19 protein-coding genes and 3 pseudogenes are annotated in these 19,311 nt (G+C 39.8%); 19 read left to right on the top strand and 3 right to left on the bottom strand.

What is annotated here, in order from left to right; translation table 11 throughout:
* Positions 1-541 precede the first annotated feature (541 nt).
* Positions 542-2,183, top strand: a pseudogene (locus tag HF992_RS02465) (transposase).
* Here the strand turns inward: HF992_RS02465 and HF992_RS02460 are convergent.
* The 3 genes from HF992_RS02460 to rlmD form a co-directional block, all read right to left on the bottom strand.
* Entirely contained in the window at positions 2,167-3,399 is a 1,233-nt protein-coding gene (locus tag HF992_RS02460; protein WP_168548477.1) for an MFS transporter, read from the bottom strand. The pseudogene HF992_RS02465 and the gene HF992_RS02460 sit on opposite strands and share 17 nt — an antisense overlap.
* A 6-nt stretch (positions 3,400-3,405) precedes the next feature.
* Positions 3,406-3,900 (bottom strand): ThiF family adenylyltransferase, encoded by a 495-nt coding sequence (locus HF992_RS02455; protein WP_168548476.1) that lies wholly within the window; start codon positions 3,898-3,900, stop codon positions 3,406-3,408.
* A 1,283-nt stretch (positions 3,901-5,183) separates the two neighbouring features.
* Positions 5,184-6,542, bottom strand: coding sequence for a 23S rRNA (uracil(1939)-C(5))-methyltransferase RlmD (gene rlmD / locus HF992_RS02450; RefSeq protein ID WP_168548475.1), 1,359 nt, complete (start codon positions 6,540-6,542; stop codon positions 5,184-5,186).
* A gap of 120 nt (positions 6,543-6,662) precedes the next feature.
* Here rlmD and HF992_RS02445 point away from each other — a divergent pair.
* From HF992_RS02445 to HF992_RS02360, 18 genes and pseudogenes are all read left to right on the top strand, one after another.
* Positions 6,663-7,379, top strand: a pseudogene (locus HF992_RS02445) (phosphotransferase).
* Positions 7,380-7,388: 9 nt separating this feature from the next.
* A complete protein-coding gene (gene recX / locus HF992_RS02440; RefSeq protein ID WP_168548474.1) occupies positions 7,389-8,165 on the top strand; it encodes a recombination regulator RecX in 777 nt (258 codons plus the stop codon).
* Positions 8,166-8,250: 85 nt separating this feature from the next.
* On the top strand, positions 8,251-8,784 hold the full coding sequence (gene ntdP / locus HF992_RS02435) for a nucleoside tri-diphosphate phosphatase (RefSeq protein WP_168548473.1): 534 nt from the start codon (positions 8,251-8,253) through the stop codon (positions 8,782-8,784).
* A gap of 67 nt (positions 8,785-8,851) precedes the next feature.
* Complete coding sequence (locus tag HF992_RS02430) at positions 8,852-9,274, top strand: GNAT family N-acetyltransferase (protein WP_168548472.1); 423 nt, start codon at positions 8,852-8,854, stop codon at positions 9,272-9,274.
* A 253-nt stretch (positions 9,275-9,527) separates the two neighbouring features.
* A complete protein-coding gene (locus tag HF992_RS02425) occupies positions 9,528-9,845 on the top strand; it encodes a DUF960 domain-containing protein (protein ID WP_168548471.1) in 318 nt (105 codons plus the stop codon).
* Positions 9,846-9,935: 90 nt separating this feature from the next.
* Entirely contained in the window at positions 9,936-10,175 is a 240-nt protein-coding gene (locus HF992_RS02420; RefSeq protein ID WP_168548470.1) for a DUF1858 domain-containing protein, read from the top strand.
* A complete protein-coding gene (locus HF992_RS02415; RefSeq protein ID WP_168548469.1) occupies positions 10,168-11,490 on the top strand; it encodes a DUF438 domain-containing protein in 1,323 nt (440 codons plus the stop codon). The genes HF992_RS02420 and HF992_RS02415 overlap by 8 nt, the downstream gene beginning before the upstream one ends.
* Entirely contained in the window at positions 11,487-11,741 is a 255-nt protein-coding gene (locus tag HF992_RS02410) for a DUF1912 family protein (protein WP_168548468.1), read from the top strand. Before HF992_RS02415 ends, HF992_RS02410 begins: the two co-directional genes overlap by 4 nt.
* 17 nt (positions 11,742-11,758) lie before the next feature.
* Positions 11,759-12,211, top strand: a complete 453-nt coding sequence (locus HF992_RS02405; protein ID WP_168548467.1) for a helix-hairpin-helix domain-containing protein — start codon at positions 11,759-11,761, stop codon at positions 12,209-12,211.
* A 386-nt stretch (positions 12,212-12,597) separates the two neighbouring features.
* Positions 12,598-12,762: a hypothetical protein gene (locus HF992_RS02400; RefSeq protein WP_168548466.1), complete on the top strand. Its 165-nt coding sequence runs from the start codon at positions 12,598-12,600 to the stop codon at positions 12,760-12,762.
* Positions 12,763-12,819: 57 nt separating this feature from the next.
* Positions 12,820-13,074 (top strand): annotated as a pseudogene (locus HF992_RS02395) (hypothetical protein); the annotation flags it as partial.
* Positions 13,075-13,586: 512 nt separating this feature from the next.
* Complete coding sequence (locus HF992_RS02390) at positions 13,587-13,775, top strand: hypothetical protein (RefSeq protein WP_168548424.1); 189 nt, start codon at positions 13,587-13,589, stop codon at positions 13,773-13,775.
* A complete protein-coding gene (locus HF992_RS02385) occupies positions 13,775-14,977 on the top strand; it encodes a replication initiator protein A (protein ID WP_168548465.1) in 1,203 nt (400 codons plus the stop codon). The genes HF992_RS02390 and HF992_RS02385 overlap by 1 nt, the downstream gene beginning before the upstream one ends.
* Complete coding sequence (gene ssb, locus HF992_RS02380) at positions 14,974-15,405, top strand: single-stranded DNA-binding protein (RefSeq protein ID WP_168548464.1); 432 nt, start codon at positions 14,974-14,976, stop codon at positions 15,403-15,405. Before HF992_RS02385 ends, ssb begins: the two co-directional genes overlap by 4 nt.
* Before the next feature lie 9 nt (positions 15,406-15,414).
* Complete coding sequence (locus HF992_RS02375; protein WP_210729387.1) at positions 15,415-15,645, top strand: hypothetical protein; 231 nt, start codon at positions 15,415-15,417, stop codon at positions 15,643-15,645.
* Between the two features lie 36 nt (positions 15,646-15,681).
* Positions 15,682-15,822 carry a hypothetical protein gene (locus HF992_RS02370; RefSeq protein ID WP_168548463.1) on the top strand — a complete coding sequence of 47 codons (141 nt, stop codon included), beginning with the start codon at positions 15,682-15,684 and terminating at the stop codon, positions 15,820-15,822.
* Positions 15,823-16,408: 586 nt separating this feature from the next.
* On the top strand, positions 16,409-16,738 hold the full coding sequence (locus HF992_RS02365) for a hypothetical protein (protein ID WP_168548462.1): 330 nt from the start codon (positions 16,409-16,411) through the stop codon (positions 16,736-16,738).
* Between the two features lie 60 nt (positions 16,739-16,798).
* The gene (locus tag HF992_RS02360) at positions 16,799-19,255 is read left to right on the top strand and encodes an SEC10/PgrA surface exclusion domain-containing protein (protein ID WP_168548604.1); all 2,457 of its coding nucleotides are present in this window, start codon (positions 16,799-16,801) and stop codon (positions 19,253-19,255) included.
* Positions 19,256-19,311 lie beyond the last annotated feature (56 nt).

Genomic DNA, 19,311 nt, shown 5'->3' with positions numbered 1-19,311 from the left:
ATGTTTCCATCATGTCCTGATATTTTAGACTAGATAACTTTCACTACTACAGCGTATATTTCATTTACTCAACAAATTTCGTAAAATCTTGTAGTTTTTTATGATTGTCTGTACTATTATTCAGGATTTTCACAAATGTTTCTAATCTTCTAGCTAGTTATACTTCCTTATCTTTCTATAGAATCGTTCAATTTATGTAGTTCTATATTCTCTTTTACGTGTTCAGTCTACTGTCTTTTTTATTAAAGCTTAGAATAGACCACTTTAATTTAAAGTACTCATTTAATTGTCCACCCCTCACTCCATTTCTACTACATAATCTTCCACCCTACTATGGTATCTTCTATTTTCTCATGATTCATTATAAATATGTGTTAGAACATAATTTCTAACTTGATGGATCCTACAAAGAAAGAGGCTGGGCAAAAACTAGCTTCCAAGCAATAAATAAAATCGGGCATTTCCACAGTTGGAGATGCCCGATTTTATATGCCATGGTTTATAATTATAATAACGACAAAACAACTAGAAAGCCATGACGATGTATAAAAAATATAACAAAGATCAATTAAGTTTGGAACTAAATCTTGCCTACGATATCCCTATGACTCATGAGGTTAGACTCTTCAGTCTTTTTGTGGACGGTATCCCTAATCAAGTTTTACTTGAGGAAAAGTCTCGCACTAGCCGACCAGCCTTCCATCCAACCATGCTCTTAAAAATGACTCTTTTCGCCAATGCCCGTCAGATCATTTCAGGTCGTAAATTAGTTCAAATGAATGACGAAGTTATTCCTATGAAATGGCTAAGCCAAGACACTTATATTAGTTATAAAACCATCAATAAGATCGTTCTAGTAAACATGCCAAAAATCTGATAAAGACTGCCTTTATTTACTTTGCCTTGCTCATGCGCGAAAATGGTCTGATTGAAGATGAGGCTCTCTTTATTGATAGTACTAAAGCCAATCTCTATTCTTTTACTTGGAAAAAAGCCGTTACTAAGTACGAAGAAGCATTGAATGGTAAAATCGCTAAACTTTATGACAACCTTGTCCAAGAAGGGGTAGATTTAGCTCTTTCAAAAGAAGCATGTGACACTAGCGAAGGATTAGTGCGTCTTTTAGAAGATACCGAACATGCCTTAGCAGAAGTTGAAAAAGATATTTCTGAGAAACCAAAACTTATTAAGGGAGGATCTGCTAATAATCAGAAGAGATGTCGCATCAAGAAACTCCGCAATCAGCTGCGGAAAAAGGTCATTCCTCGTAAACAACGATATGAAGAAGCTAGATTAATCCTCGAAGACCGAAACTCTTTCTCCAAAACAGATTATGATGCCACCTTCATACGAATGAAAGAGGATCATATGAAGAATGGCCAGCTGAAACCTGGTTATAATGTCTAGACTACCTCTAATGGTCAATACGTTCTTGCCTATGATATTTTTCCAAATTCAACCAATACAAGAACTATCAAGCCCTTTCTTCAATCTATTCAAACATTAGATTTATTTCAATATATTGTCTCAGATGCGGTCTATGGGAGTAAGGAAAACTATAACTTTGTTTTTGATGAGCCAGAGAAAACCTCTGATTCCTTATTGTTTGTACCAAAAGGAGATGGCTAAGAACTATCAAAAACAGTCCTAATAACCAAAACAACCAGACGTCCCTTGAGGAAACAGACCAATTTATCAAACCTTATAGCGTTTTTTATCCCTTTAAGAAGTACTCTCGCGCACGGATAAGTATGGATTTGAGCCAGATTTCAAGATTTACCAGGCGGATAAGGTTCAGGACACTCCTGAGCTAGAACAACTGACCAAAACTGAAAAGGACTATCAGAAACAGATTCATTATAATCCGACCTGGGCTTACTTTAAGGAATTCATCAAAGAAAAATTGCATAGTGAAAAAGGCTCTCGCCTATACGCCAAACGGAAAAACGATGTCGAACCCATTTTTGGTAGATTGAAGAGTGTTTTTGGCGTGTGCCAACTTCATGTTCGAGGTCATCCAGCTGTTCAAACTGAGGTTGGGTTCCATAGTAACTTAAAATCAAAAACCACACCGTAATTTCACACTTGAAAACAATCAAGAAGTGAGAATTACGGTGTGGTTTTATTTCGAAGCTAGTTTTTACCCAGCCTATATAAATTTATCCATTAATTTCCTTTTATAAACGTTATACTAATTAACATTAATGATATAACAAATAACACAAAAGTAATCTGCTGAACAGTAATCAATATGACAAGAAATGATACGAGAATTCTCATAATAAACATACTAAACTGGAAGTAGGTCAGTAAACTTCCAGTTACCATTGCAATTCTTTCCTCAGATATAGCGTTATAAATCAAAAGATTATATTTGGGATTTCCTGCTCCTATCAATATACCACCTAAAAACATTGCACAGATAACTAAGATAAAATTATGTAACATTAGACCCAAAAATAAGCCACTCATTACTATTGTACCTAACTTTAAAATCTGGGGCATAGATGTATCTTTGAATAATGACGTCACAAGAAAGCTACCTAAAATATTACCAATTATATACGAAGTATTAACAGTCGCAATAGTAAAAGAAGCGCTCTTCATAATAAAATGAGGATCATTATCTATCATTAGTACTACCAAAATGGATACAACAGAAAATAGAGCATTGATTATAGGAACAATAAATAATGCCAATTTTAATTCAGAAATTTTATAAATTTCTGAAATAGATTCCCTCACTCCAGTATAAATTTCTTTCAAAACCAAATTCTCTTCCATAGAATTTTTAGCTGTTGTTCTAAAAGTAAATTGTTTTAAGTATGGCATGATTGTCAACATAAGTATAAAAGAGAGAAAAAATGTCCCCGCATTCAAATAGGCTAACGAACTATAAGAAAAAAAACCTACCAGAATAGCACCAATTGGTTGATATAATGCAGAGAAACTGAATGATAATCCCTGTCTGACAGCAATTGCACTCTGTCTATCAGATTCTTTCACCATTTTAAGAGAAAGAGGAATAAATAATCCTGATTCATATTGACCAGCAATATCTGAAAAGACATTAATGATAGAAGCAATTATAACAACCCAAAGATGAGGGCTAAAGCTCATGATAAATCCTAGTAGAATATAAAGCAGTGTTCGTAACAGTTGCGAACCAAGGATGGCATACACCTTATTTTTAGTCCTATCAGAATAATATCCCGAAAATAAATATGTTGCAGTTGGTATAACCTCAGAGAAACTTACTATTGAAATGGCCAATTCAGTATCTGGTAACATCAGTACATAATTAAATAATGCTAAACTATAAAGAACGTCACCAAAATTTGACAATAAATCTGCAATTAAACTAATACGATAATTTTTATTTAAGAGTATATTTTTCATTTTGCCTTAATCCTTTTCTGAAACTTGAAAAAGATGTTTACAATAATCACAATTTGCTCTGGCCTTACTGGTTACCCACTCAATTGACAATGTATTCACATCTAAAAATCCTCTTCTATTTATTACTGTTGGGCTAGAAATATTAGTTAGGACTTTTATACACTCCCATGCTTGTATATTTGCCACAAAGCTACTTAAAATTACGTTTGCTCCTGCTGATTTACGCATGTTAATAATTACATTTTGACTTGATTTAGACAAAAATTCTTTATGTGAACTATTTATACACTCCCAGCAAACGGTTTGATTAGGAATAATTGTTGGTCCAATAATTCCAGTATGACCAGAATATCCACCACCAATTATATGAGGTTTATTTAATTTCATACATAAATTTGAAATCCATGTAGAAGTAGTATTTATATCAGGATAATCCGTACAATTTATTACAATATCCGCTGAAATAACTGCACTCTCTAATGTTTTTAAATTATCTGGCAAAATCTTAACCTTGTCACCCTTTTTAAAAATATAAGCAAGTTATTAGCAGCTACCAGATTTAGAAGTAGTATCTGATTTTTCTTGGGCAGTTAAAACACGTTCATTAATTTTTTTCATTTTTAGTTCCTTTCTTTATTTGTACTAGATATATACTAGCAACTTCCAACTTTTGTACGACTATCTGCTTTTTCTTGTGCTGTCAAAATACGCTCATGAACTTTATTCATAAATTTTCTCTCCTTTCTTTAGGTTGAATGTATTATATCAGAAAAAAGTTATTTTGAAAATACCTTTTTTGTATTTTTTTAAAAAATATTTTTTTTGTATTTTTTTATTGTGTTTTGTTATATCTTTTGTTAGTATTAACAGTATAGCAAATTAAGTTTGAAAAAATTCAAAGTTAATTATGCAACTACTTACCCTAATTTTAAATAGACTGATAAGAGACATTTAGGCTAATTTTTAATTAAGTCATGGTTCAATAAGTTTACGTGCTTGATGTCACATTTAGTACAACTATTGGCTTGAAAAATTATGACTATAGTTATTCAAACTAATCGTAATTAGTCTTCTCATTCTATACTGTAAGAGTAAAATAAAAACCACAAAACTTTTTCATCCAGTTTTAGACCTTCAATGAAACGAAAGGAATGTTCTACAAATATGAATAAGTCAATAATAGATTACAATGTATTCTACCAAAATCTTGACTTTTTGAAATTTTTAAGTAAAGCCCCTATTGAACAATTGTCTCAATTATTATTAAGTATTAACAGCGAAAAAAACAATAGTATGGTCTCCACTTTGAAAAATAACAACTTAGACCTAATCCAAAATATTCCTAATGCTTTATTAAATTCTGATGAAAAGCAAAATTGGGCAGAATATAGATTAAATATGTCAATAAAAGTAATTCTTTCAGTATTATATGCTGAAAGAAATCATTATAAATTTCAAATTCATGGAGCACATCTATTAAGTCCATTAAAAGGCAACATTTGCTTTCTCAATATCGATTCCCATGATAGCCATGAGATGACACATCACAATTTGTCGTGATGACTGTTCATTCTTTTGCATGATTTTCCTCCTGAAAATAAAAAAGCGAGAACACTTATTAAAATGTTCTCGTTTACGTTGAAACATCTAATCTTTGTGTCTTCCACAGACAGGCAAGATAAAAACGCTAACTTCAATTTCCTTTTTTTGCACTTTTTTGAGTCCTCCTAGACCATCTGGAATAAATACAAAATGTTTGAAAAACTGCTTGAAATCAAGGATTCTCAGCATTCCTTCTTTTGTAGCTTCACTACAGCCTCGGTCCGTGCGGTATGGGGAAACATGTCCACGCTTTGGATATACTTGACCTCGTAGACCTCGCTCAGCTTGACCAAGTCCCGCGCCAAGGTCGAGACATTGCAGGAGACGTAGACCATTTTTTCAGGGGCATAGCGGAGCACGGTATCAAGAAGCCTGTCATCCAAGCCAGTTCTCGGTGGGTCGACGACAAGGGCTGTGGCACGGTAGCCTGACGCATACCACTTCGGAATGATGTCCTCTGCCTTGCCCGCTTCATAGTAGGTGTTGTCAAAGCCCATGGCTGCTGCATTTTGCCTAGCGTCTGCGATGGCTTCTGGGATAATGTCCATGCCACGGATGCTTCTCACCTTATCCGCAAAGGCAAAGCCAATCGTCCCAACCCCACAGTAGGAATCAATCAGGTCATCGTCCGCCGTCACATCCAAGGCCTTCACTGCCTCACCATAGAGGACATTGGTTTGCTGGGGATTGAGCTGGTAAAAGGCCCGAGGAGACAGGGCAAAGCCGTAGTCCAACACCTCTTCTTGAATGGTCTCCTGCCCCCAGACAATCTCTGTCTGCTCCCCATAAATCTCGCTGGATTTGCTGGTGTTGAGGTTGATCGCTACGGTCTTGATTTCTGGGTAAGCGGTGGTCAAGTCCGTGATCACCCCTGTCAGTCTGACCGCCTTGCTGGTGACAAAAATCATCTGAACCTGATCGGTCGCTACTGCCCGACGCACCATGACCGTCCGCACCCCTGCGACTTTGCGCTCATTGTAGATGGGCACCTTGTGCTTGTCCAGTAGCCGAACCGTGCTGTTGATAATGTCCTGCGTCAGCTTGTCCTGCACTAGACAGTCCTTGATGTCAATCAATCGGTGACTACCTTCAGCATAAAGTCCTGCCTTGACCGAACCGCCAAAAGAACGGGTCTGAAACTGTAGCTTGGCACGGTAGTGAACAGGCTTGTCCATGCCGATGGTCGGGCGAATGTCGTAAGCCTCATAGCCTCTGGGCTGGAATTTTTTCAGTGCCTGACGGAGCAAATCCGTCTTAAACTCCAGCTGCTTGTCATAGCGAAGGTGCATGATTTGACAACCACCGCAAGCCTCGTAAATCGGACAGGCTGGCTGCACCCGAAACTTGGACGACTTGTTCACACTCAGAATCTTGGCCTCGACAAAATTTTTCTGCACCTGCGTGACCTGACAATAAACCTCCTCACCTTTCAGGGCGCCCTTGACAAAGACCAAGGTTTTCTTGTAAAACCCAATTCCTTCACCGTTAATCCCCATCCGCTTAATTTTGAGGGGAATCCGTTGTTTTTCTCGTAATAGCATAGGTTTATTGTACCACTTTGTTCTAGCAAATACCACGGAAAACGTGGTATAATGACAGAAAAGGAGACCATCATGACTAGCCTAAATCCACACGATTTCCCCAAAGCCCTCGCCTCCTAGCTGACAGAAGCAAGCATCAAGGACTGCAGTTCTCACTCAACTGCCACTGTCTGGGCATTGCGTACAGGCTATTTTTTGAAGGTGGACGCCCCAAACCAACTGGCTCGTGAAGCCCAGTGGGCTGACTGGTTTTTCCAGCAGGGACTGGGGGTTGAAGTCGTACTTTATATCACTGACGACCGTGATTACCTGCTGACCAGAGCTGGCGACGGGCAACCTGCCTACGCCTACCTTGACCGTCCTGAGCAGCTCTGCTATGCTTTAGCCAAAACCCTGCGCGCCCTTCATGACCGACCAAAGCCTCCCATAGGGGACGACAATCGCCTAGCGGACTACCTGAACACCGCCAAGGCTAATGCCGAGGCTGGTAGCTTCTGGACTAAGGCCCTCTTACCTTAATTTGGCATTAGTTGCCGTGAAGAGGCTTACGCCCTCATGGCAGAGCAACAAGACCTCTTACAGGCTGACACTTTGATTCATGGGGATTACTGCCTGCCAAATGTTCTCTTCGATGACCAGCTCAACGTAACCGCCCTGATTGACTTGGGGTTGGCTGGCCTATCCGACCGCCACATAGACCTCTACTGGGCCATCTGGTCGCTCAACTATAATTTGGGAACAGACCAATATAGCGATACTTTTTTGGACCATTACGGTCGGGACTTGGTTAACGACGACAAATTGACATTGATTGCTGCTATTGAAGCTTTTGGATAGAAAGATATGATGAACATCACCAAACTGGAAAAGAAAAAGCGTCTCTACCTGCTGGAGCTAGATGAGACGGAGACACTCTATATCACCGAGGACACCCTTGTTCGCTTCATGCTGACCAAGGGCAAGACGATCTCTGACAAGGAGCTGGAGGAGATTAAAGCCTTTGCCCAGTTTTCCTATGGAAAAAACTTGGCCCTCTACCACCTCTCTTTCAAACAACGAACGACCAAGGAAGTCCGTGACTACCTGATCAAGCACGAGATTGCTGATACCAGTATTTCACAAATCATTGACAGCTTGACGGCCGACAAGTGGCTAGACGATGCCCGCTACGCCCAGCAAGTGATTGAGGCCAATCTCCATGCAGGGGATAAGGGGCCACAAGTCATCAAGCAAAAATTACTTCAAAAAGGCTTGCCGCTTGATCTTATTAGCCAAGCCTTGGAACCAGTAGACTTTGAGGCGACTTGCCAGCGTGTTGCAGAGAAATTGCTTCGCAAATACGATGGGAAATACCCGATCAAGGGAATCAAGGACAAGTTGCTCCAAGGGCTGATGGCCAAGGGTTTTTCTTATGAGCCTGCTAAGCGAGCAGTGGCTGATTTAGCCCTTGAAGAGGATGAGGAAACGCTCCAAGAGCTAATTTTCAAGGAGTTAGATAAGCAATACCCCAAATACAGTCGAAAATATGAGGGCTACGAGCTCAAACAGCGATTGACGCAAGCGCTGGCTCGAAAAGGGTTCGATTTTTCCGATATAGGGGCTGCCTTGAGAGATTATTTGTGAGGATTTGAATTAAAAATCATGAAAATTTTCTAAAATTATGGTAGACTATTTGAGTAAAACTTAAATTGTAGAAAGTTGGGAAGTGATGAAACTACCAAAAGAAGGCGACTTTATTACAATTCAAAGTTATAAGCATGATGGTAACTTGCATCGGACGTGGCGAGACACCATGGTACTCAAAACAACAGAAAACGCCATTATCGGGGTCAATAATCACACCTTGGTAACGGAAAATGATGGTCGACGTTGGGTGACAAGAGAACCTGCAGTTGTCTATTTCCATAAAAAATATTGGTTTAATATCATCGCTATGATCAGAGACACAGGGGTGTCTTACTACTGTAATATGGCCAGTCCTTACCTCATGGATAGTGAAGCTCTCAAGTATATTGACTATGACTTAGATGTTAAGGTCTTTACGGACGGGGAGAAACGCTTACTGGATGTGGAGGAGTATGAACGCCATAAGCGGGAAATGCGGTATTCGAGAGATATTGACTATATTTTGAAGGAAAATGTCAAGATTTTGGTGGATTGGATCAACCATGGCAAGGGGCCTTTTTCAGAGGCTTATGTCAACATTTGGTACAAGCGTTACTTGGAATTGAAAAACCGTTAAAGTCGCAAAGACCTCCCTCGTTAGCCTAGCTAATGGGGGTTGTCTTAACTGTTCAAGAGAGGTCAGGATGGAAGAGATTAATGCATTTGTTGATCGGGTTTTTGTAGAGCAGTATCAAGAGCGTTTCGGTAAGGACAAAGCTGATAAGACACTACCAGTCTACCTCACCTTGACCCGGAAGGATGAGCAAAGATTAAAGGCTGTTTTGAGAGCTAAGCTTGTTCTTGAAAATGCCCACATCACTGATTTAGTTGTTGATCAACCTTATAGAGGGCAGGGATTAGGGGCTTCGCTCATGGCAGAGCTGGAGGCTATTTTGTCGGCGCGTGGCATAAGGTCAATTACCTTGTCAACCAAGTCTTATCAGGCAGAGGGCTTTTACCGAAAATTGGGTTATCAGGTTTATGGGACCTTGATAGACGTTCCACAAGTAGGTGTCACGAAATACCATCTAGTGAAATATTTAAACGAATGCCATTTGCCTAAATAGTTGCATTTTAGAGGCAATTGCTGTAAAATCACTATAACTTATATCTTGAGACAAAAAAACGAAGAGATAGGGAGTTGTTCCAGTAGCCATTAGGGGATTTACGTGCCAAAACGGTCTGATCCTTTAAGGTTCGGGCTAGGGGTCTATCCCAAACTATGTCACTCCCAATTCTTGCGTCAAACGGATGACTCTCTACAATCCATTTGGGAGACTGGGCTTACGACTTGGTTTCAGAGTCAGAAAGGAGACTGTGATGGCTTTTTCAAATACAAGAGGACGCTATGCAAGCTTTGGGATTGTCACCGTCCTTCCGAGTGAGATGATTGATGTCTTTTGGGAAATCATTGATAACAAGCTGAAAGGGGTTATTCCCTTGCAGCCAGTCCTGACTTTTCGTCTAGTGAATCGGAAAGGAAAGATTTCCATCGCCTTTTCGCAAGAACAGTTTCCTGTTCGAATCACCTTTGATTACGACTATCCTTTTGATCATTTTTATCCCCACACGGTTTATGTTATTGACCGCAATGGCCGTGAGACGGTTACTTTGCCAGAAGAGGCCCATATGATATGACCTTGAGCTGTTTAAGCCGAGGTTTTTTTGTGACGACATATGACAAATCATGGGCTTTTTAGTATAATGTAAGGAGTAAAAGGAGTCTTTATGCAGAATGCGATTGATTTAAACCAGCCAGTAGCTGACCTGTTAACAAAACATCCGGAACTCTTAGACTTATTGGTTGATTTGGGATTTAAGCCCTTGGCCAATCCTGCCATGCGCCATACGGTTGGTAAAGTGACTAGCCTAAAAGTTGGTTCCAAGATGACTGGTATTCCCTTGACAAAGATTATATCGACACTTGAAAGTAATGGGTATGATGTGCTAGGAGTCGAACATGAGTAAGGAACGGATTGACATTTTAAAAGGCATCTTGCTAGAACTGCACCAGGGAGCCTCTCCTGAAACGGTTCAGGCTCGATTTGAAGAGCACTTTACAGGTGTGTCAGCTATCGAAATCAGCCTGATGGAGCAGGAATTGATTTCAGCGGATACGGGGATTACCTTTGAGGATGTGATGCAACTTTGCGATGTTCACGCCAATCTTTTTAAAGGGGCTGTTCAAGGCGTTGAACTGCCAGATGCGGAACACCCAGGGCATCCAGTAAGGATTTTTAGGGATGAGAATCTAGCCCTTAGGGCAGCACTTTTAAGGATTCGCAGACTCCTGGAGCGCTTAAGGGATAGTTCAGAAGAGGACGCGCAAGCTATCGGCCAGGGATTAAAACGTCAGATGGCTCTCCTAGGCCAGTTTGAACGCCATTACCAGCGCAAGGAAGAATTGTTCTTTCCACAGATGGAAAAATATGGACACACGGCGCCACCTAAGGTTATGTGGGGGGTAGATGACCAGATTAGAGAATTATTCCAAAGAGCCAGCCAGGCTATTGACAAGTTACCGCAAGCTTCATTAGCAGAGGTCAAAGAGGAATTTGAAGTCTTTGCGACTGAGTTTGAGTCCATGATTTTCAAGGAAGAATCCATCCTAATCATGCTACTACTAGAGGCTCTGACCCAGGATGACTGGCTTCAAATTGCTTCCGAGAGCGATACTTATGGTTACGCCATTGTGATGCCTCATGAAAAATGGGAACCTGAGCGGGTAGAATTTGACGCGACAGCCAGCTTGGAGCAGACTCAAGGAGATCAAAATACTCAGGTGATCGATACGCCAGCTGGTCAGGTCCGTATTTCCTTTAGTCCTAAACCGAAAGAGGAAATTGCGATTGATCGGAATACTCCGCAAGCCTTTGGCAATGGTTATCTCTCAATCGAAGAGGCCAACTTAATTCTCAACCACTTGCCGATGGAAATTACCTTTGTTAATAAAGAGGATGTCTTCCAGTATTACAATGATAGTGTCCCTGCTGAAGAGATGATTTTCAAGCGGACACCGAGTCAGGTTGGACGCCATGTCGAGCTTTGTCACCCACCTAAACTTTTGCCCAAGGTCAAACAGATTTTTACAGCTCTTCGTACAGGAAAAAAAGACAAGTTTGAGATGTGGTTCAAGTCAGACTCACGGGGTCAGTTTGTCCATGTGACCTATGCAGCAGTTAGGGATGCTAATGGGGCATTTCAAGGCGTTTTGGAGTATGTACAGGATATTGCCCCGTATAGGGCAATTGAAACGGATGTGTATCGGGAGATAGAGGAGTGACTTATCAAGAAAAGTTTTTAGAGGATTTTGCAGCTTGGGTAGATAGCCAAGTCATGATCAATGAAATGGCCATGGCAGAGAGCCGCCGCGTTTTGGAGGAAGATCAGGATGAGCGGGCGGCAGATGCCTACATTCGTTATGAGAGTAAGCTAGACGCTTATCGCTTTATTCAAGGAAAATTTGAAAACTACAGGGCTGGCAAGGCTTTTCATGAGCTTCCAGATGGCCTCTTTGGTCAAAAACACTATTAAGAAAAAAGGAGAAAAAGATGGCAAAGAAAAAAGTAAATCGTAAAAAGGTGTTGAAAAAGCAATTTGCCGCTTTAAGAAAAGCGGGTAAAGATTTGGTGGGAGCGGCTACTCAGACAGCCCAGCTTGCAGCCACGACAGTGAGCGAAACTGCTGAAACTCTGGTTGACAATGTGACTGAAGCGACCAGCAAGGCTGTGGAAACAGTGACTGAAAAGGTTCAAGAAGCGACAACTGCAGTAGCGGATAAGGTTGAGGATATCAAAGAGAAAAAAGCTGCCAAGGCATTTGACGCTTTTGTGGCAGAGCTAGACGGTGTAGCAACTGCCCGCCTAGAAACCTTCTATGCTGAAGGCATCCAGTCTGTTAAGGACTTTACCAAATGGACAGAAGAAGAACTCCTAGGGCTCAAAGGCATCGGACCAGCAACGATTAAACAATTAAAAGAGCTGGGGATCACATTCAAGAAGTAGAGCGGTTTTGCAAGGTTTCTTTGAAATGAAAAAGCAGTTGAAGGAATTGGGGATAACGATTAAGGTTTAGGGACGTGGATCTAGCAAGGCTTTGCCCTGGAGGAGTTGGGGATAGGGCTGTCATTGCAACTGGAGCTGTTGTTGCCCCCCATGTTCGATTATACGCTGTCGTAGGAGGAGTCCAGCCAATAGCATCAATTGCATGGATCTGGATGTGTCCAAAGCAGAAAATGGACGGGGTAGCCCGAGAGGTGAGAATAGTTCTCTTTGTTGCTCTAGGTGTCCTGAGTTTCCGAAAGTGAAAAAAATTGAATAATCAAGATTTAGAGAATAGATTCGTCTATTCTCTTTTTTGTTGGTTAATTTTTAAGAAATAGGTGTAAATTATGTCAAATTTTACTCAGATTAAAGAACTCATGACCCGTCTTCCTGTTATGGATGGAGTAGTTGTTGTAGATGAATTTGGTGAATATAAAGAAATGGCTATTGAGTTGGGTTTGGGACTTACTGAATACAAAGGGAAATTAGCTTATAAAATCAATATACCATAACATATAGTAAATACGATAATCTTAAGGTAGAAGATTAGTATGGAAAATAAAATTATAGAAAAAGTATTGCCGTATGATGACCTAAATAGAGTTTGGACAAGTAAAGGTTACTACTACAAACCTTCTAGCTTGATTTGGAGAATTGAGAAAGATGGGGTTGTGCATACATTAAGTCCACAGAATAAACATGGAACCTATCCTTATTACCAATGTTCCAGTGATTATACTTGGGGACGTTGTGATCAACTCACACAAGAAGAAGCTATGTGGCTAACTCTGAAATTTAATCCAGATCTGATGAATTATGTATAAGGAGACAAGTGAAATATGCCAATTTTAATTCCAGTAAATATTTGTTTTGCGATTATCACCTTTTCAATGTTTATAAGCGCCTACCATAGAGAAAAATATTACTTTTCTCATCTATTTCTTTTTTTGTTGAATGCTTTGATAGTTCTATATATAGTCTTTAACTACTTTGGTTTGTTGAGGTAAGAAAGTAGAATCGAAAATGAATAGGCAAGAAGAAACAGTTTATGAAGCAAGAGTGTTCTTATTTGGCTTTATCCTGCTCTGCAAAGTAAAACATACTAAAAAGGAGTGGCTGAAACTTCTATCGTTGCAGGTTAAAAGGAATCGCTTAGTATTGGTTGAAAGGATGTGACGAAGCATGAAATTGATGGTATTTCACTTAATTGTATTAAGTCTTGGGTATTTCAATATAATCCCTCATGAGTGGGCAATAATACTATGGGGAGGCTCAGTATTTGCATCGATATTCACTGAAATATCAAAAGAAACCTATGTGGAAAAAGAGGAACAACATGACTAGAAAAGAAAACCAAACACCTGTCTCAAAATTGACAAGAAACATGATGATTATTGACCTAATGAAGACGACAGGTTGGACAAGAGCTAGAGCCGTCTCAGCCATTGAGGAACTTGAAAAAAGTCAGTTGATTGATTTTCCAGAAACTGGTGGATTAAAATTACAGGTTGTTGGAGGACTTTAATGGCAGATATTACAATTGATCAACTGGAGACACAAACATTCTATCAGATACCACAAATCTTTATGTCTAGAACTGAAAAAGAATATGGCTCGGATGGAAAGCTGAAGGCTAAAGTCAAGTGGACTAGCAGATATGCGAGAGAATTATCAAATGATGCTAAATTGACCTATGCCATTCTCTATAATCGATGTTTACTGAGTATTCGCTCTTACCGTGAGGGTAAGTTAGATTTTGTAGACGATAACGGATCAGTCTTCCTGATTTTTACGGTTGAGGATTTAATGGACTTGCTGGATAGAGGCAAAACAACAGTCCTTAAACTTAAAAAAGAGTTGACAAATCTCGGCTTACTAAGAGAGGTTAGCCAAGGGGCAAATCGTCCAAACCGTATCTACTTGCAAACAGTGGATGCTAGTCTTTGGGAAAAAGAATACTATGTAACTGAGCAAAACATTGTACATTCTGGCCAAGGGAATCGTGCCCAAACTAAAGTAACCTACATCCACACTAAAACAGAAGATAGTGGTGGAAAAGTGATTTTTCAAGCTCAGGTTAAGAGCAAGGCAACCCCTGATATATTAACGAAAGGTGGTGGTTCAAAATCTGAACCACCAGAAAAGCCTAGTAAATCAACGAAAGGTGGTGGTTCAAAATCTGAACCACCAGAAAAGCCTAGTAAATCAACGAAAAGTGGTGGTTCAAAATCTGAACCTCCTGTGGTTCAAAATTTGAACCCAACTAAGATAGAGAATACTAATATAGAGAAACTAGATAATAGTAGTTCTAGAAAGGCTGAGGAAATTTCAAAAGAAATTCCCCAACCTGCTAAAACTGAAAAATTACAAACCCCTTCGAAATCTAGCTCCTTTATCTCTAACCCTTATTACAATCTCTTGCAGGTCATTGCTGATAGGTATAATGGGAAGTTTAGTCAGTTTGATTTGCTAACAGGAGAGTTTCAGCACTACAATTTGACACACCATCAAAAAATGTTGATTGCTACATATCTGGAGAATGGCTATGTTACCAGCGAGGAGGTTTTAGGAACGATTGAACGAATTCCTTATGACTGTCAATCTCCATTAGCTTATTTATTAAAATCTCTAAATAATTTGGAAACAGAAAGGAAACTTGAAGTAAAGATTGCTGCTCATCGTAGAGCAGAGACTTATTATCAGGAATTAAAGGGGAAAACAGGATGAACACAACTAACCTAATTGGTCGCCTAACTAAGAAGGCAGAATTATATCAAACACCGAATCAAAAGACTTACGCTAGATTTACTATCGCAGTTAATCGCAAGAAAAAATCAGGCGGTTCAAATCAAGAAGCAGATTTTATTAGCTGTGTCATTTGGGGGAAATCTGCTGAAAACCTAGTTGCCTGGACTAACAAAGGAAGTCTCATTAGTGTTGAAGGTGAGATTAGAACTAGGACCTACGAGAAAGATGGTCATAGGCAATATGTAACAGAGGTGTGGGCTAACTATTTCCAAACACTAGAGAAGAAAGTTCCCTCTCAAGAGCAAGTTGTACACCAGGAACAAACAGGTTTTTTCAAAGGTCAGAGCACTCAGCTTCAAGATGATTATCTCCCAGATATGCCATTTAACTTTTCTGGTGATGAATAGGAGTGAATTATGATGCTGATGGTGGAGTGTCGAGACTGCGGTTCTACTCATGCTCTGAGAGGATGGGTAGAACCCTCAGACTTGAAAGGTACGGTCTGGGAAGGGTACGATGAGAAACAAATTCGAGAGGCTGAAACAGAAAACCCTCAGATTTTTAACGGTCTAGATCCGATTGATCAATTTGAAGTTAGTGGCGATAGGTGCCCAAGTTGCAGTTCTGAAAATACTTTTTGGTACTAACGATTTTTAATCTAACAGACGATTAGCTGAAAATTCATGCTGAAAGTTATTTTTGAAAAATTTTTACAGAAATTAGAGAAACCAGCAATTAAGAAGGAGTTAGTTATGGGATGTGATATTCATTTATGGATTGAAGGGCGAGACAAAGAGGGGAATGCGTTTGGTATTTTGGTTTGATAATTAGTCGGTTTATTTAATTGTTGGAAACCTTAATTCTACATAAGGAGATACATCTTAAAAGGAGACATAAAAGATGAACATATATTTTTTGTCAACATTGATAATTCTTGTGGGAGTGGTATATCTAGGATTCCTAGGTTATTCGCACCACATAAAGCAACTTGGAGTAATTTCTGAAGAAGAAAAACCTCGTGTACAAGGGTTAGTGCATCTATTTGCAGCTGTATTTGTTGTCACTTTACTTTTCACCTTTTTATTATGTGTGCTTTATATCATTTCTGCATTATGATTTTTTTGACCTAGATAAGTCCTTAAACTGTCTGAGTCCTTTGAAAACTGAATACCCACATTGTCCACATCAGCGTGTCTAAGCATAAAAGAAAAATGAGGGCGATGGTTAGCTAGAAAGATATATCTAGCGTTGGCACACTAACGTAAAAGCATGATGCGACAACAGGACATCATAAGCTCAAGGAGTTTGCGGTTACTAGACTATAAACCGTGCGCAAAAAATACAGTAAACATGCTACGGCATATTTCGGCATGGCTGTTATTTCAGCCTTTTACTCAAAAGGAGATTTTTATGAGTGAAATAAAAAGAATTGATACTGAGATGACTATCTCAGACTTGCGCCTGCTTGGAAGGCAGGGTAATGCAACAGCAAGGCTTGATGATGGAACGACTCTATTACTCAAGCCAGATAGACCTTTGAAACCTCAGATGGCCTATGTTGCTGGTGAATTATTAGAGGTCATGGTGCCCTACTCCTATATTGACATCTATAGTCAAATTAGAACGGTTAAACGGGGAGATGTTTTAATCGCCAGGCGGTCAAAGTTTGGTGATAGGACAATCTTACGTTTAACTGGCCAGGGATTTGTTAGACCACCTAGGAAATCTCGAAATAGATAGGCTCTTACCCTGATTGAACTAGTAATTTAGAACATTTGAAATTTTTAAAGGAGAACCAAAATGAAAAAAACACAAACACTTATTGCAACTGCAACACTTGTAACTAGTCTAGGTGTTGCAACAACCGTATCAGCTGAAGAACAAGCTAAACCAGTCACGTCAACTGCTGATACTAAAAAACCAGTCACTAAGGCTGATGTTGATAAGGCTAGAGTTAGCCTGGAAACAGCTCAATCTGAAGTGGCTAAACAAGAAGAAGTGGTCGCAACTCAAACTGTGCAAGTAGAAACAGCAGAATCTACTGTCCAGAGCTTGACTGAAGAAGTGAAAGTCGCTGAGGAGCTGGTAAAAAAAGCCACTCCTGAAGAGATTACTAAAGCAGAAGAAGCGATTGTGACAGCTGAAATTGTCCTTGCTGAAGAAACTGAAAAAGTAGCTCCAGCTGAAGAGGTTGTTAACCAAGCTAGTGAAGCTGTCACTGCTCAAGAAACAGTGGTTGCCCAAGCTAAAAGCGAGGTTGATCAGTCACAGGGAGAGGTTGCTGAAGCCCAAGACAAAGTGGATCAAGCCCAGGTAATCTTAGATGGTACTGGCCAAGCTGAAGTTTTAGCGGAAGAAGTAGCTGCTAAGAAACAAGTTGAATCGGCAACAGTTGCTGAAGCAAAAGCTCAGGAAAATCTAACAGCTGCCATTGAAGCGGACAAGAAACGTCAAGTGGCTATTGCTGAAGCGAAGACAAGATTAACTGAAACTGAAGAGGAAGTTGGAACAGCTCAATCAGCTTTGGATCAAGCAACAGCTAAGGCTACTGAAACACAAGAGGCTGAAAATCAGGCTAAAGGAACAGCTGAACAGGCTCAGAAACTTGTTAATGGGCTGACAGATGAATTAGCCAACAGAAATGAAATCAAGCTACCTGAAGGCTATCTGGTTGCTCTAAAAGATTATTACCTCAATGGTAATAATGGCACTACTTTGTCAGCTATCGGGGAATCTGCTCTTGCTAGTCATGCTTACCGCTCAAATAGTAAAGATAGGGCGCTAGTGATTTCTGATGTCAATAATTTAACAGCAGAACAACGTCAAGAGCTAACTTTGTTCACGACTGATCTTTTAAATCAGGTTAGGAAGCAGGGCGGGCTTAATGTAGTAGAAGCTAATAAGTCAGCTATTGAATTTGCGGACAGAGTTGCCAATCGATCAATCACTTTGGGACATGATACAAAAGTCATTTCTGAAGTGGCCAATGAACTAGGTCTCTTTTCGATGGCAGGAGTTAATCACTATGAAAATTTTTCATCAGGCTATTTTAGTCCAACTCGTACTGTGACGATGGACACGCTTAAAGGGGCTATCTATAACACGATTGTATCAATGCTCTTTAAAGATGAATCCTCTAATTGGGGGCATACGACCTCTCTCGTTGGTGTGCGTTACCTCAAGTCTCAGCCAGACAGTCGTTATATTGGTGTTGATGTTTCTAATCTTGCTTATCAATCTACTAGCGGAGTGATCAGTCTAGGTCGAGTGCACATTTTAGGAGTTGCTGATCGTCAGATTGAAGATGGGGTTAAGTTTGATAAGTCAGCTAATATAACTCAAAGAGATTTGCAAGCTGAATTATCAAGTGCTGAAACCAAATTGAGTCAGGCTGAATCAGCTTTGAAAACTGCCCAGGAAGCTAATAAGCTGGCTCAAACGGATAAAAACTCTGCTCAAACAGTCTTAAGCTCAGCTAAAATCAAACAGACAAGAGCGGTAGAGACTTTGACCAAAGCTGAAGCAGTTGAGATCAAGACTCCTGGAGCACAAGAGGCTTTAGGTAAAGCACAAGATGACCTGATTAAAAGTAAGGAGCGTTTGACCCTTGCTGAAGAGGCGGTAGCTCTATTGACTGCTGATGTTAAAGCAAAGCAAGCTAATTTAGAGGCTGCTAAGTTGGTACTGGTTGATAAGGAAACGGTACTCAAACAAGCCCAAGATCGTTTATCAAGTGAAAAAACAACTCTCACAACTCTTAAACAGGAACTGACTGAGGCCCAAAAGGTCTTGAAGAATCAAGAGGATAAGGTTGCTGAAGCTCAAACGAAATTGACTGAAGCTAGAACTTACCTAGACTCTTTGTTAAAAGCTCCTGAAACCTTGGCTGAGAAACAAGCTCTCTTGACAGAAGCTAAAGAAAGCTTGTTCCAAGCTCAACAAGCTTTAAATCTTGAAAAGGAAAAGTTAACTCAGCTTCAGGAAAAAGAAATCTTGGCTCAATCAACTTTGACTAACTTGGAAAAATCCTATGAAATTGAACTTGTTAAGGGTGTAACAGCTCATGCTCTGCCTGTAGTTAATTCTCATGGCCAAGTGGTTGCTTACAACAACGACACTAAATTTATAGCAAGTAAGACTAAGAAAGTAGCTGTCACTTTACCAAAAACAGGAGAGACAGCTTCGGCTAGTTTAACAGGCTTCGGCTTGATTTTATCGGTGTTATCTCTTCTAGGATATAAAAGAAAGGAGGAATAGCTGATGGAAGATGATAATTTTGAAGCAAATTTAGTGATGTCTATATGTGTCTTAAT

Source organism: Streptococcus ovuberis (genome assembly GCF_012396585.1).
Lineage (GTDB): Bacteria > Bacillota > Bacilli > Lactobacillales > Streptococcaceae > Streptococcus > Streptococcus ovuberis.
The sequence above is the reverse complement of the archived record's forward strand: the minus strand, read 5'-3'. Positions and strand labels throughout refer to the sequence as shown.